11 protein-coding genes and 1 pseudogene are annotated in these 14051 nt (G+C 42.3%); 9 read left to right on the forward strand and 3 right to left on the reverse strand.

Annotated features, from left to right (window positions below):
- Positions 1 to 31: 31 nt before the first annotated feature.
- From NYP67_RS03710 to NYP67_RS03745, 8 genes and pseudogenes are all read left to right on the forward strand, one after another.
- Positions 32 to 1348: a CHAP domain-containing protein gene (locus NYP67_RS03710; RefSeq protein ID WP_230472057.1), complete on the forward strand. Its 1317-nt coding sequence runs from the start codon at positions 32 to 34 to the stop codon at positions 1346 to 1348.
- A 53-nt stretch (positions 1349 to 1401) separates the two neighbouring features.
- Positions 1402 to 1890 (forward strand): SsrA-binding protein SmpB, encoded by a 489-nt coding sequence (gene smpB / locus NYP67_RS03715; protein ID WP_473411189.1) that lies wholly within the window; start codon positions 1402 to 1404, stop codon positions 1888 to 1890.
- A 481-nt stretch (positions 1891 to 2371) separates the two neighbouring features.
- Positions 2372 to 3298, forward strand: coding sequence for an ABC transporter substrate-binding protein (locus NYP67_RS03720; RefSeq protein WP_020759049.1), 927 nt, complete (start codon positions 2372 to 2374; stop codon positions 3296 to 3298).
- Between the two features lie 129 nt (positions 3299 to 3427).
- Positions 3428 to 4423 (forward strand): amino acid ABC transporter permease, encoded by a 996-nt coding sequence (locus NYP67_RS03725; RefSeq protein ID WP_473411190.1) that lies wholly within the window; start codon positions 3428 to 3430, stop codon positions 4421 to 4423.
- A gap of 82 nt (positions 4424 to 4505) precedes the next feature.
- A complete protein-coding gene (locus NYP67_RS03730) occupies positions 4506 to 5327 on the forward strand; it encodes an amino acid ABC transporter ATP-binding protein (RefSeq protein ID WP_004130647.1) in 822 nt (273 codons plus the stop codon).
- Positions 5328 to 5599: 272 nt separating this feature from the next.
- Positions 5600 to 5728: pseudogene (locus NYP67_RS03735) on the forward strand (amino acid ABC transporter permease); the annotation flags it as partial.
- 81 nt (positions 5729 to 5809) lie between these two features.
- Positions 5810 to 7717: a glutamine--fructose-6-phosphate transaminase (isomerizing) gene (gene glmS / locus NYP67_RS03740; RefSeq protein ID WP_473411191.1), complete on the forward strand. Its 1908-nt coding sequence runs from the start codon at positions 5810 to 5812 to the stop codon at positions 7715 to 7717.
- 16 nt (positions 7718 to 7733) lie between these two features.
- Entirely contained in the window at positions 7734 to 9176 is a 1443-nt protein-coding gene (locus tag NYP67_RS03745) for an extracellular solute-binding protein (protein WP_102705038.1), read from the forward strand.
- Between the two features lie 63 nt (positions 9177 to 9239).
- On the opposite strand, the gene NYP67_RS03750 is transcribed toward NYP67_RS03745, so the two are convergent.
- Positions 9240 to 10010, reverse strand: a complete 771-nt coding sequence (locus NYP67_RS03750; RefSeq protein WP_101889251.1) for a type III pantothenate kinase — start codon at positions 10008 to 10010, stop codon at positions 9240 to 9242.
- A 367-nt stretch (positions 10011 to 10377) separates the two neighbouring features.
- Here NYP67_RS03750 and NYP67_RS03755 point away from each other — a divergent pair, with 367 nt between their 5' ends.
- Positions 10378 to 12141, forward strand: coding sequence for a glycoside hydrolase family 13 protein (locus NYP67_RS03755; protein WP_102705040.1), 1764 nt, complete (start codon positions 10378 to 10380; stop codon positions 12139 to 12141).
- A gap of 104 nt (positions 12142 to 12245) precedes the next feature.
- Here the strand turns inward: NYP67_RS03755 and pdxT are convergent, their stop codons facing one another.
- Positions 12246 to 12845, reverse strand: coding sequence for a pyridoxal 5'-phosphate synthase glutaminase subunit PdxT (pdxT, locus tag NYP67_RS03760; protein WP_172539732.1), 600 nt, complete (start codon positions 12843 to 12845; stop codon positions 12246 to 12248).
- Positions 12846 to 12867: 22 nt separating this feature from the next.
- Positions 12868 to 13803 (reverse strand): pyridoxal 5'-phosphate synthase lyase subunit PdxS, encoded by a 936-nt coding sequence (pdxS, locus tag NYP67_RS03765; protein WP_004113518.1) that lies wholly within the window; start codon positions 13801 to 13803, stop codon positions 12868 to 12870.
- Positions 13804 to 14051: the final 248 nt, after the last annotated feature.

The following is a 14051-nucleotide window of genomic DNA, read 5'->3' on the forward strand; positions in this document are numbered from 1 at the left end:
TGTTACTAGCGTGATTGCGCTAGGCGTTCTTATGCTTTCTGCATTTACTATTCTACTTGCGTATACTCCTTTGCGTGCGAATGCTGTAACAATGCAAGATTACAACAGAAAAGTGCAAAGTAATGCGGCTCTTAGAAAGCAATTGGCTGGAGTTAGTAAGCAGCTTGCAGATAAGATTTTAGAGCTTAATGATATTAACGAGCATCAAATTCCAAACCAGATTCGAGCAGCTCAACAGGCTCAAGATCAAGCGCAACAAGCAATGAGTCTTGTTGAATCAACAAATCAACGTTTGCAATCTGCTCAAAAAGATAAGCGCGATTTGGAAGAAAAGATTAAAAAAACTGGCGAAGATTTTGACGACGCAAAGGCTGCTGTGGCTCAGCTTGCGCGAAAAAGTTTCCACGGTTCAAACGCTTCTAATGTAATGGCTATGGTAACCAATTCAACAACTACCGAGCAATTTGTTGGAAAACTTCAATCGGAAGCTGCTGTTGTTCGTAGTGAGGCGAATGCTGCTAACGATGCTGCTGTTACTTTGAACAACTCAATGAATAGGCGTCAGCGTTTGGCTGCTATAGAAGATGAGATTCAAAAATTAAAGCAACAGGCTCAAGATCAAGCGCAAAGCGCGCAAGCTGCAGCAAAAGCTGCTGTAGATAAGCAGCGTTCTTTGCAAAATCTGCGAGACCAGGGAAGTGTTCTTAGAAAGCAGTTGGAAAGTCAAAAGAACAGTCTTACGTCTCGTACTGCTCGTGAGGCTGCAGAAATCGTTGCGTTAAAGTCTCAAATCGACGCTCAAGCTAGGGCTTTGGCTGCGTCTGCTGCAGCTCGCATGAATCCAAATGCTAATCGCCAACAAATGCGTGGTGGTGGCTGGAGTGCGCCTTATTTGCCTGCGTTGCCTCTTTCTAATGGTGCTGCAAGTGGTATGAATTACTCAGTTCCTGGCAATTGCCCTGCTGGTTCTGGTAATTGCTACGGACATAATACTGGTAATACTGCTGGAGGTTCTGCATACCCTGCTCGCCAGTGCACGCTTTGGGCATATTTGCGTAGGTCGCAGCTTGGTTTGCCTGTTGGATCATTTATGGGAAACGGCGCAGAGTGGGCAAATTCTGGGCGCAGACTCGGTTATCTTGTAAATCGCACTCCACACGTTGGTGCCGTTATGGTGTTTTCTAGAGGTGCTGCTGGGTCCGACCCTACGTACGGCCATGTTGCTGTTGTTGAGCGTGTAAATTCCGATGGCTCCGTGCTTATATCCGAAGGCGGTGTTGGGTTTGCAACTTTCCCGTCTTATAGGACTATCAGCAATGCTGGAAACTATGAGTACGTTCACTATTAATTTTTAATTTTTATGATTTGATTTAGGTATGACTCGATTTAGGTTGGTGTAGTTTGGATAAGAAACCTGGTTCAGATGGTACTTTAACTGTTGCAAGGAATAAGAAAGCTAATCACGACTATGCGATTGAAGATTGCTACGAAGCAGGTATTGCGCTTACTGGAACCGAAGTTAAGTCTTTGCGAGAAGGTCGAGCTTCTTTAGCTGAAGCGTTTGTAAATATTGATAGGCGTGGTGAGATTTGGCTAGAAGGCGCGAATATTCCCGAATACTTAAATGGGACGTGGAATAATCATGCGCCAAAAAGCAAGCGTAAGCTGCTTCTTCATGCTGTTCAAATTGCTAAGCTTTCTAGGCAAATTGAAGCTAAAGGTTATACGATTGTGCCTTTGAGGATTTATTTTAAGGGCAGCTACGCTAAAGTTGAGATTGCTTTGGCGCGAGGCAAAAAAGAGTACGATAAGCGTCAAGCTTTGCGCGAAGAACAAGATAAGCGTGAGGCGTTGCGCGCTATGCGATACAAGAATATGCAATCTAGGTGATTTTCTGTATTGCGCGACGACCTGCCTTTTCGCTTAGAGCGTAGCGCGCGAACAACACAACACGACGCAAATTCAGTACAAACGCACTACATAAACACGCAGAACTGTAGTGCGATTGTACCGAATTTCAGCGTTTTTTGATACAAACACACTACACAAACAAACAAAACCGTAGTGCGTTTGTACCTAATTTCGGTGTTTTTTGATACAAACACACTACAGCATGCGGAAAAGATTGACGGGTTTTGCAGTACGACACGCCGTATATTATTCATTTTTACGAATAATATACGGCTTTTTGATTTGTAATTCGTTATTTTTCGCTATTTTTCAGCATACGCGTGTATGGCAATTTATGAATATTCAGTTTTTGTATTTTAATAATCGCAATTTAGTAGCAATATCGTGTATAGTTATGCATATCACTGTAAATTATAAGTTATTTATTCTTTAAGATTGAAGGATTGAACAGGAGAAGAAAATGCTTAAGTCAAATAAGATTTTTATGCTAGTTAAGCCAATTGCTGCAATTGCAACTCTTGCATTGATTGGATGCACATGCGCTTGCGGCCCTGCTGATTCTAAAGCAGCAGACCCAGATGTGGCACGCAGCTACGATGTAAGCAAAGTTCAAAAAGACGAAGAGATTGAAAAGCTTGTTCCAGAAAGCGTTGCAAAAACTGGCGAGCTAACTGTTGGCGTAAATGTGAGCTATGCTCCAGCGGAATTCTTTGCTGCAGATGGAAAAACTCCAGTCGGCTACGAAATCGACTTTTCTAAAGCGCTAGCAAAGTTGATGGGCTTAAAAGCAAAGATTATGCACGCGCAATTCGATTCCATTATTCCAGCAATCGGAAGCAAGTATAACGTTGGAATCTCGGGCTTTACCGTAAACGCTGAGCGTATGAAGTCAGTTGATTTTGTAACGTACGCAAACGCTGGCTTATCTTTTGAAGTTCGTAAAGGAAACCCAACTAAAGTAGATACAAAGAATCTTTGCGGCAAAAAAGTTACATTAGAAACTGGCACTGTTGGCGAGCCGATTATGGAAGAAGCCAAAAAGCAATGCAAGGCGAATAACAATAAGCCGCTAGAAATCTTAAGCTTTAAGGATCAGACAGATGCCACTACAGCTTTGCTTTCTGGCCGTGCAGACGTTATGTATGCCGATACTCCTGTTGCTGGATACGCTGCAATAAAGAACAGTGGAAAGCTAGAGATTCTAGAAAGCAGCAACGATGCGGAGCCAATGGGTGCAGCCGTTAAGAAGGGCGATGCTAAGATGCTAAAGCTTATTAAGGCCGCAATTGATAAGCTTATGAAGAATGGCGTTTACAAAGACATTCTAAAGAAGTGGGGTGTTGAAAACGTTGCCATTAAGGAAGCGCAAGTAAACCCAGAAGTATGATCTTAAAGTTGGCGTGCGTTTACAGTTACTGCATAAGTAAAATCGCACGCCAATTTTTGTATTTAATATATAGTGATTGCTAGTTAGTAATTTGCATATGTTGCAACCTAAAGTCTTTATGGAGAAAGTATGTTTAACAGTTTAACTAAAAAGCCTTTGCAAAATTCGCAAGGAAGCGAGCGCATTCTGCCAGTTAAAAATCCTGGACCAATCGTAGCTGGCGTAATCGTAGCAATAATCGCATGCTCACTGCTTTATTCTATAGTCACCAATCCGCGCTTTGAGTGGGATGTTGTTGGAATTTATCTTATAAGCAATAACGTTCTTGCTGGTATTGGTTGGACTTTGTTGTTGACTTTGCTTTCTATGGTTATTGCGATTGTTTTGGCTGTTTGTTTGGCTATGATGCGTAAGAGTGTTAATCCTGTTTTGCGTGGTGTTAGCTGGTTCTTTATTTGGTTTTTCCGTGGTACGCCTGTTTATACGCAGCTTGTTTTTTGGGGTATGTTTGCGGTTCTTGTTCCTAAGTTGAGTTTGGGTATTCCGTTTACGTCTGTTGAGTTTTTCTCGATTGATTCTAATGTTGTTATGACTTCTTTGAATGCTGCTGTTATTGGTTTGTCTCTTAATGAGGCTGCGTATTTGTCGGAGATTGTTCGTGCTGGCTTGGAGGCTGTGGATGCTGGTCAGGTTGAGGCTGCTCAGGCTTTGGGTATGGGTAGGTCTTTGACTATGCGTAGGGTTGTTTTGCCTCAGGCTATGCGTATTATTGTTCCGCCTTTGGGTAATGAGACTATTGGTATGCTTAAGACTACGTCTTTGGTTTTGGCTGTTCCTTTTACTTTGGAGCTTCAGTTTGCTACTAATGCTGTTGCTAATCGTATTTATAAGCCGATTCCTCTTCTTATTGTTGCTAGTGTTTGGTATTTGGTGATTACGTCTGTTTTGATGGTTTTGCAGGTTATGTTAGAAAAGCATTTTGGCAAAGGATTTGAAGCAAAAGACATTGTAAACAATAAGCAAATCAACTCGAATGCTGCAAAGCGTGGAGATAAGGCCATTAAAGCTGCTAGCGATGCAGTAAATGGTCGCAATAATGCAACAATGCTTGGATTTAACGCATAGTTGTATTGATTGCATAATGCATGCATAAATAAGTGCATTATAAATGATAAAATTCCATTAGTTTTATTAGATTTGAGGAAAAATGACTGATATTTTAACGGTTGATACACAAAGCCAAAATGTTACTAAAAGTGATACTCCAGCAGTAGTCATAGAGGATTTACACAAGTCCTTCGGCAATTTGCAAGTTCTTAAGGGAATTGATATGACTGTAAAGCCAGGAAGTGTAACAGTTATACTCGGTCCTTCGGGAAGTGGAAAGTCAACTTTGCTGCGATTAGTGAACCAGCTTGAAACAATCACATCTGGAAAAATCACCATTTACGGCGAGCGCATTGGTGTAAAAACTGTTGTTCGTAATGGAAAAGAAGCTTTGCAAGCGTTAAACGATAAAGAAATCGCAGCGCAGCGCGCAAAGCTTGGAATGGTGTTCCAGCGTTTTAACCTGTTTCCGCATATGACTGCTATTGAAAACGTTATGGAAGCTCCAGTTCACGTTTTGCATATGGATAAAATTGCAGCTCGCGATTTAGCTGTTAAAGAGCTTGAGCGTGTTGGAATGGCAGATCGCGTAGATCATTATCCTTCGCAACTTTCGGGCGGTCAGCAGCAGCGAGTGGCTATTGCTCGCGCGCTTGCTATGAAGCCAGAAATAATGCTTTTTGATGAGCCTACTTCTGCGCTAGACCCAGAGCTTGTTGGAGAAGTGCTTAATGTTATGCGCGACTTGGCAAACGATGGTATGACAATGATTGTTGTAACTCACGAGATTGGTTTTGCTCGAGAAGTTGCAGATCAAGTTGTGTTTATGGACGGTGGAAAAGTTGTTGAATGTGGAACGTCTGGGATTATTGATAATCCTCAAACTGAAAGGTTCAAGGATTTTCTGCACAACGTTTTGTAAGCCTAACATATAAATGTAAATACGTAAAAATTAAAGTATTTTGTGTAAAATTATGAATAATTTATGGCTGTAGTGTTTGCTGCAGCCTTTTTATTTTGATTGGTATTAGTGATGCATGTTCTTCATGTGAATCAAACTCGCATAGTAAGAACGGCGTTCGTGTATCTCGTTGGCTAAGATTTGTTGCTGCGTTTACGGTCGCTATCTTTACTAGGATTTTCTAGTGGTTGTGGAACAGCGATGCTGTTGGGCCAGATCCTCTTTTAGCTCGCATTCTTATTGTTGCTAGTGTTTGGTATTTGGTGATTACGTCTGTTTTGATGGTTTTGCAGGTTATGTTAGAAAAGCATTTTGGCAAAGGATTTGAAGCAAAAGCAGATAGCATTCATAGCAACAGATAGCAGTAATTGCAAAACATAATTCAAAACATAATTGCAAAACATGTAGAAACACACACGTTTTATAACGTAGAATAGAAGATTATGTGTGGAATTGTTGGATACGCAGGTTTTGGCACAGTTTGCGCAAAGCCTTTAGAAGTTTGCTTAAACGGATTAGAACGCTTAGAGTACAGAGGCTATGATTCGTCTGGTGTGGCTCTTGCTGCTCCAGGAATGGATTCTATATGTGTTCGCAAAAAAGCTGGTCGCTTAGCTGTTTTAAGAAAAGATATAGCCGAAAATCCAATGCCAGATGCGAGCGTTGCAATAGGCCACACGCGTTGGGCTACAAATGGCGCTCCATGCGACTTAAACGCGCATCCTCATGTTAGTGCAGACGGAAAAATCGCCCTTATTCACAACGGTATTATTGAAAACGCTATTAGTCTTAAAGAACAAATGCAAAAAGAAGGCATAGAGTTTTCGTCTCAAACAGATACGGAAATTGCAGCAAAAGCGCTTGGAAAAATCGCGAATCAAATAATTGAAGAAACTGGTAAGCCAGATCTTTTTGAAGCAATAAGACGAGTTGCAAAAATTCTTAAAGGAGCTTTTACTCTACTTGCAGTGGACGTTAGACAGCCTAATATTGTTGCTGCTGTTCGCCATGATTCGCCACTTGTAGTAGGTGTTTCAAATAACGAGTATTTTCTAGGCTCCGATGTTGCTGCTTTTGTTCAATACACAGATAAAGTGCTTGAAGTTGGTCAAGATCAAGCTGTTTTAATCGGAGATATAGAAGGAAACAAAAAAGCGCAGCTTTGTCTTACAGATTTTGACGGAAACGAGATTAAAGATCCTAGCTATTTTACAGTAGACTGGGATGCTTCGGCAGTAGAAAAAGGCGGATGGGATTCCTTTATGGATAAGGAAATCCACGAAGATCCGCATGCTGTAGCCGATACTTTGCGCGGGCGATTTGACGCAAAAGGGAATATTATTCTTGACGAAGTTAGGATTAGTCAAGATGCTTTGCGATCAATCGACAAAATAATAGTTGTGGCTTGTGGAACAGCAAGCTACGCAGGATTAGTTGCAAAATATGCGATTGAACATTGGGTGCGTATTCCAGTAGAAGTGGAGCTGGCTCACGAATTTAGGTACAGAGACCCGATTTTAACGCATAGAACGCTTGTTGTAGCAATTTCGCAGTCTGGCGAAACAATGGACACGTTAATGGCGTTAAGGCATGCGCGTGAGCAGGGTAGTCGCGTGCTGGCAATATGCAACACTCAAGGTTCGAGTATTCCGCGAGAATCGGATGCTGTACTTTACACGCATGCGGGACCGGAAATCGCAGTTGCTTCTACAAAAGCATTTGTTGCACAAATCGTAGCTGCATACATGCTTGGCCTTTATTTGGCTCAAGTCAAAGGAACAATGTACAGGGATGAGATTCAGCAAATCGTGTCTCAGCTTAAAGAAATGCCATCTAAAATCCAAAACGTTTTAGACACTCAAACGGATTCAATAATGCAAGCTGCAAAGCGAACAATGGACGCAAAATCGTTCTTGTTCCTTGGCAGGCACGTTGGTTACCCAGTGGCGCTAGAAGGTGCGTTAAAGCTAAAAGAGATTGCGTACACGTTTACAGAAGGTTTTGCTGCAGGAGAATTAAAGCACGGCCCGATTGCTCTTGTAGATAAGGGAGAGCCAGTTGTTGTTATAGTGCCATCTTCTAGGGGAAGAGACGTTTTACATGCTAAAGTGATATCGGGAATCGAAGAAGTTAAGGCTCGTGGAGCGTTTACGATTGCGGTTGCAGAAGATGGCGATCCAGACGCTGAGCGTTACGCAGATATTGTGTTCTGGCGCCCTAAGTGCCCAACATTGCTAAGCCCTCTTGTAGATGTTGTAGCATTGCAACTTTTTGCTATGAATATGGCAAAGCTTAAAGGCTACGACGTTGATAAGCCTAGGAATCTTGCAAAATCCGTAACTGTGGAATAGCAATACAATGAGTGTTATGAGTGCAAGAAGACCGCTCAAAAATCGCAAGCAGATTGCTGACTATTTTGTTAGGCGCATAATAACTGCTGTTTTATGCGTTTTTGCTGTTGTTTTTTGTGCGTCATGCGGATCTGTTGATTCTAGAACTAAAATCACGGTGTGGTCTTGGGAGCCAAGCATGAAGCGGATTGCTGCAGATTTTGAGAAGCAAAATCCAGATATTCGCGTTAGTGTTAAAGACACAAGTGGGTATAGCAATCTTAATAGCGCTATTCAAGATGGTTACGGCATGCCAGACGTTGCTCAAATTGAGTACTATGCATTGCCACAATACGCTGTTAGCGGTCAGCTTCTAGACATTACAGATAGGGTACAAGGAACTCAAACATTTTACACGCAAGGATCATGGTCTTCTGTGCAATTAGGAGGCCGAATATACGGTTTGCCAATGGATTCAGGGCCTTTAGCGTGGTTTTATAATCAAGATGTGTTTAGCCAAGCAGGTGTGGATGCTACACAAATTCACACTTGGAAAGACTACATTCATGCAGCAAGAAAGCTAAAAAATATTGGCGTTTATATTGCTGCAGATTCTGGAGATGCTAGCTTTTACAACGCTATGATTTGGCTTTCTGGCGGACATCCGTTTATAACTTCGCACGACGGAAAAACTGTTACTGTTCGTTTAAGTAAAGATAAAGGAACAAAAGACTTTACAAACTTTTGGCAATTAATGATTGACGAAGACTTAGTGGACACAAGGCTTACAACGTGGACTCCAGCTTGGAAGAGCGCTGTTGGTTCTGGCAATGTTGCTTCCGTTTTTGCTGGAGCATGGATGACTTCGCTTTTAATGCACGATATTCCAGGCGGAGCAGGGCTGTGGCGTGTTGCAAGAGTTCCAACAATGGATGGCAAAAATCATAATGCGCAAATGGGCGGATCTGCGCTAAGTGTATTGCAATCTAGCAGGAAGCCAGAAGCTGCAATGCGTTTTGTTGATTTTGTTTGCCACAATCAACAAGGCATTAAAGAACGCGTTAGTTCGGGAGCATTCCCAGCAGACGTTGTAACTCTTAGAGATAGCGCATTTTTGAATAAGACTACTGTTTTGGATTCTAGAGGAATTAAAGTGCCATACTTTGGTGGTCAACGCTTTAATCGCGTCTTTGCGGATGCAGCACAGCATGTGTATACGGGGTACAAGTATTTGCCATTTGAAGTATATTCGCGTAGTGATTTTCGCTCCACAGTTGGCTTAGCTTACGATTGGAATCGAAAGTCAAAAGCGCGATTAAATACTAAAGCTATGATTGATGCTGGAATTAAGCAAGATGACGGAAAAGATTTTGTTCTTCCAGACGACCCTGGCCCTAAGATTCGACTTAAAGATGGAATCGCGCTTTGGAAAAAAGACTTAAAAGAATACGGGTATAATCAAGGTTTTGTTGTGCGATAATTATTCGCTAAGACTATTCGCTAAGACTATGCTCTTTAGGTTTGTAATCCAAAGGAAAAGTCGCTAGCAACCGATTGTTCTTCTATAAATCTCGTACATTCCTTTAAAAATCAAATTTGGATCGTAGTAATCAATCGCATCAACGTCTTTTTCAAAAAGTCGCCCCAAGCCTCCTGTAGCAACAACCTTAAAAGGCTCATTTATCTCTATTTTGAATTGCTCAATTGTGCGCTCAATGCCTCCGAGGAAGCTGTAGTAGAGGCCAGCTTGCATAGCAGGACGAGTTGATTTTGCAAGAACGGATTTAGGGCGAGAAATCTCAACTTCTGGAAGCTGAGCAGTATTATCCCATAGAGCTGCCGCAGCCGAGCTGATTCCCGTGCAAATAAGTCCGCAAGTAATTGCTCCGCTTTTATCAACGTAGTTATAAGTTGTAGCTGTGCCAAAATCAATTACCAATGCTGGGCCGCCGTATTCGTAAAACGCGCCAACACAATCTGCTAAGCAGTCTGCGCCCAAGGAGCGTGGCTCGTCAATCCTAATATTTACGCCAGTTTTTACTCCAGGACCTACAATCATAGGGTCGATTTGCAAAAACTTAACAATGCTTGCGCGGAACGAGTGCATAACTTTTGGAACAACCGAAGCAACAATAACATCTTCAACATCGTTTACGCTAAAACCGCTTAAATTAAGGAATTGCGTAATCATAATGCCGTATTCGTCGGAAGTGTGATTTGCTTTTGTAGTCATTCTATATGTGCCAACAATCTTGCCGTTATCTAAGAATCCAAGCACAATATTTGTGTTGCCAATGTCTACTGCTAAAAGCATATTCGCCTCCGTTGCGTTTGTGTGTTGCCAAACTTAAGTATGCGCATCTTTAGGCAATACTACATTAATGCTAAGTCGTTGCGTGCAATTGCAAGCTTTCCTTATTTGGTTTTGCGCGCTCCTTGTTTGGTATTGCGCGAGGTTTGAGTATTTCTCTCCTCGCAAATCCCGTCGCTACGCTCCTCTTTTATTGCTCGTAGAGAAATACATCAAGCCCTCTGAATATCTAGAACTTTTTCTTAGCTTTAATCACCGAGATTCTCGATTTTTCTTGCTATCTCGGCGAGTCATAATCAAAGTGTGGCGGTGTAGAAGAGTAGGTGATAAAGTCGAAAACAATGGCAGCGAGGCTAGAAAGGAAATGTAAATGATAAATCGTCATGCAATATTGCATAAGCCACTTTCTCAATACGCGTATTCTACGGCAGAGTATTGCTTAACAATTCGCTTGCGCGCGGCAAAGAATAATCTTTGTTCATGCATTTTGCGCTACGGAAATCGCGTTGATTTAACTCCGTTAGATCAGTTCCGCACACTGAAAATGGAAAAGATTGCAAGCGACGATTACTTTGACTACTACGAAGCAAATATAAGCAGCGATTTAGATAGAGTTTGTTATTACTTTGAGATGCAAGATGCGGATGAGAGCTTGTATTTGTACGCCGATACTATTGCGACTGATTTTCCAGAAGATCGTACAGAAGTATACCAATTCCCATTTATTCGCCGCGAAGAGATTAGCGACGTTCCGCATTGGCTTAAAGAGGCTGTTGTTTACAACATTTTCCCAGATAGTTTTGCAGATTCTAAGCGTGGCATAAGTTGCACAGCAAAAGATTATTTTGATGAGAAAACTGGTCAAACTTTGCACACTCGTTTGGGTGGAACAATTAGAGGCATAATAGAAAATCTTGATTATATTGAGGATTTGGGCTTTAATTGCCTGTATTTAAATCCTATTTTTAAAGCTGCAGAATACCACCGTTACGATCTTCTTGACTATTACCATGTTTGCCCTAATTTAGGAACCGACGACGATTTTAGGGAGCTTGTTAGCGAGGTTCATAATCGCGGCATGCACATAATTATTGACGGCGTTTTTAATCATTCTAGTTGGTATTTCTTTGCGTTTGACGATGTTGTTAAAAATGGCGAAAATTCGCAATACAAGGATTGGTTCTATGGATTAAAGTTCCCTGTTAAGCGCCCCGAAGATGGCGGGCGTCCAAGCTATACGTGTTTTGCGTATGAGCGTAAAATGCCAAAGCTTAATACTTCTAATCCAAAAGTTCGCGACTATTTTATGGACGTTTGCCGCTATTGGCTTGAAGATTTTGATGTTGACGGTTGGCGTTTGGATGTTGCTAATGAGGTTGATAAAGACTTTTGGCGTGCCTTCCGCGCTGTTGCTAAAAAGACTAAAAAAGATAGTGTGCTAATTGCGGAGATTTGGGAGAATTCTGAGCGTTGGCTCCAAGGAGATATGTTTGATTCCACTATGAACTACGAGTTCCGCAAAGTTTGCCGCGATTTCTTTGCTTTTGGTAAGATTAATGCGAGCGAGTTTAATAGTCGATTTGTGGATATGCTTTTAAGATACCCATTCCCGATTGTTCAAGGTCAATTGAATTTGCTTGATAGTCATGACGTTAGTCGCTTTAGGAGCTTGTGTGCGCAAAATTCCGCGGATTCTGGCGATTCTTCCGCGGTGGATAAGCGATTCCGTTTGGCTGAGCTTTGTTTGCTTACGTCTGTTGGAACTCCAAGCGTGTTCTACGGGGACGAGCTTGGCGTAGTTGGTTTTGAAGAGTGTGATTACCGCGCGGCTATGCCTTGGGTAAATCCTGTAAAGGATAATCGCGACTTGTTCCGCGAACTTATAAACTTGCGTAGAAGCAACGATTGCTTTAGTCATGGCAATTTTAGAGTTCTTGACTATGATGAGCGCGGAAAATTTGTGTTTGCGCGAGAAACCGACTCTAAGCGTGTTGTAGTGGCTTTAAATGCGTTTAATGAGTCTAACGATTCGTTTAGTGGCTTGCCAGATTGTAAGCCGATTATTAGCTACAATTATGATGCTCAAAATCACTCTCTTGGAGCTTTTGGATACGCGATTTTTGAGGTAAAATAGCGGTTTAATAGCGTTTTTTAATGGAGCATTAATAGAGTTTCATAATAAAAGTGGCACTTAAACAAGTGATTTAAGTGCCACATTTATTTACAAGTCTAAGATATTTACAAATCCAAGAAAAGCTGGTGTATTCTTGTGTCTTCATCAAGCTCTGGGTGGAAAGCTGTTCCGATTTGATTTCCTTGGCGAGCAGCTACAACGTTGCCATCTACAGTTGCAAGAGCCTCGGCATTTGAGTCAACTTGCGCAATATAAGGCGCGCGAATAAACGTCATTGGAACAGCTCCAAGATTGCCAAAATCAGAATTGCAATGGAAGCTTCCAAGCTGGCGGCCGTAAGCATTGCGCTTAACAGTAACGTCTAGCGTGCCAAATCCGCTAACTTCGTTTCCTTCCACGTTTTTTGCAAGCAAAATCAGCCCTGCGCAAGTGCCAAGAACAGGCATTCCGTTTGCAATTTTCTCGCGCAAAGGCTCAAGCATATTTTGCTCTTTAAGAAGCTTAGTTTGCACAGTGCTTTCGCCGCCAGGCAAAACAAGGCGGTCAAAAGATTGCTCCAAATCTCGCGCTTGACGAAGCTCAATAACGCGCGCGCCAAGCTTTTCTAGCATTAAACGATGCTCAAGAAAAGCTCCTTGAACAGCTAGAACGGCTACAGTGTGCGCGCAATTATTTGTGTTGATAGGTGAGTTTGCCAAAATAATTCGCCTCAATCACTCGTCTCAATTACTCGCCGCGGTTAGCCATTAAAAGCTTGATTTCTTGCTCGTTAATGCCAACCATAGCTTCGCCCAAATTCTCGGAAAGTTTAGCAATCATCTTGGCATCTTTGTAATTAGTAACAGCCTTAACGATTGCAGCAGCGCGCTTTGCTGGGTCTCCAGACTTAAAGATGCCAGAGCCAACAAACACGCCTTCTGCGCCAAGTTGCATCATTAAAGCAGCGTCTGCAGGGGTAGCAACACCGCCAGCTGCAAAGTTTACAACAGGAAGCTTGCCGTTTTGCGCAACATACTTTACAAGATCGAAAGGCACACGCAAAGTCTTAGCTTCTTCAAAAAGCTCATCCTCGCGCATGCTTGTAAGCTTACGAATTGCGGAATTCATCATGCGCATGTGGCGTACTGCCTGAATCACGTCTCCAGTTCCAGGCTCGCCCTTAGTGCGAATCATGGAAGCGCCTTCGTTAATCCTGCGCAAAGCCTCGCCCAAATCCTTAGCGCCGCAAACAAATGGAACTGCGAAATCGCGCTTGTTAATGTGGTAAACATCGTCTGCTGGGCTAAGCACCTCGCTTTCGTCAATGTAATCGATCTCAATAGCCTCAAGTACTTGCGCTTCTACAAAGTGACCAATACGGCATTTTGCCATAACAGGAATAGACACAGCCTCTTGGATTCCGTGAATCATAGCTGGGTCGCTCATTCTAGAAACGCCACCAGCTGCGCGAATATCGGCAGGAATACGCTCCAACGCCATTACAGCGCAAGCTCCAGAATCTTCAGCAATTCGCGCCTGCTCTGGAGTGGTAACGTCCATAATCACGCCGCCCTTAAGCATTTGTGCAAGCTGGCGATTTAGAGCAGTGCGGTCTTGGCTGCCGTTATTTTGCGGATCTGAGGATTCGTTTACTGTTACTGTAGTATTCAAGTTTTCTGCCATTATTCCTCGCTTTTTATTGGCGTTTTATTGGCGCATTTTGCATGCATGCTGTGTGTAACATCTTTATGCGTCTGTTATACATTTTTGCAAATATGCAAGCTATCGTATTGTTTTTTGCGCAGGTTTGCAAGTTTACGTCTGATGGCATTTAACCACATTCATAGGATATGTGATTAGAATAACGTCAAATTTTTATAGAATCGTGTTAAATTTTTTACACAATGATGTCAAATTTTTTGTAAAAACGC

The organism is Gardnerella sp. c23Ub_4 (assembly GCF_055804115.1).

Excerpts from the sequence above, each read along its gene's own strand:
- NYP67_RS03710 (WP_230472057.1), top strand. The coding sequence starts at position 32 with ATGCTTTCTGCATTTACTATTCTACTTGCGTATACTCCTTTGCGTGCG.
- NYP67_RS03720 (WP_020759049.1), top strand. The coding sequence starts at position 2,372 with ATGCTTAAGTCAAATAAGATTTTTATGCTAGTTAAGCCAATTGCTGCA.
- NYP67_RS03725 (WP_473411190.1), top strand. The coding sequence starts at position 3,428 with ATGTTTAACAGTTTAACTAAAAAGCCTTTGCAAAATTCGCAAGGAAGC.
- NYP67_RS03730 (WP_004130647.1), top strand. The coding sequence starts at position 4,506 with ATGACTGATATTTTAACGGTTGATACACAAAGCCAAAATGTTACTAAA.
- glmS (WP_473411191.1), top strand. The coding sequence starts at position 5,810 with ATGTGTGGAATTGTTGGATACGCAGGTTTTGGCACAGTTTGCGCAAAG.
- NYP67_RS03745 (WP_102705038.1), top strand. The coding sequence starts at position 7,734 with ATGAGTGCAAGAAGACCGCTCAAAAATCGCAAGCAGATTGCTGACTAT.
- NYP67_RS03750 (WP_101889251.1), bottom strand. The coding sequence starts at position 10,010 with ATGCTTTTAGCAGTAGACATTGGCAACACAAATATTGTGCTTGGATTC.
- NYP67_RS03755 (WP_102705040.1), top strand. The coding sequence starts at position 10,378 with ATGATAAATCGTCATGCAATATTGCATAAGCCACTTTCTCAATACGCG.
- pdxS (WP_004113518.1), bottom strand. The coding sequence starts at position 13,803 with ATGGCAGAAAACTTGAATACTACAGTAACAGTAAACGAATCCTCAGAT.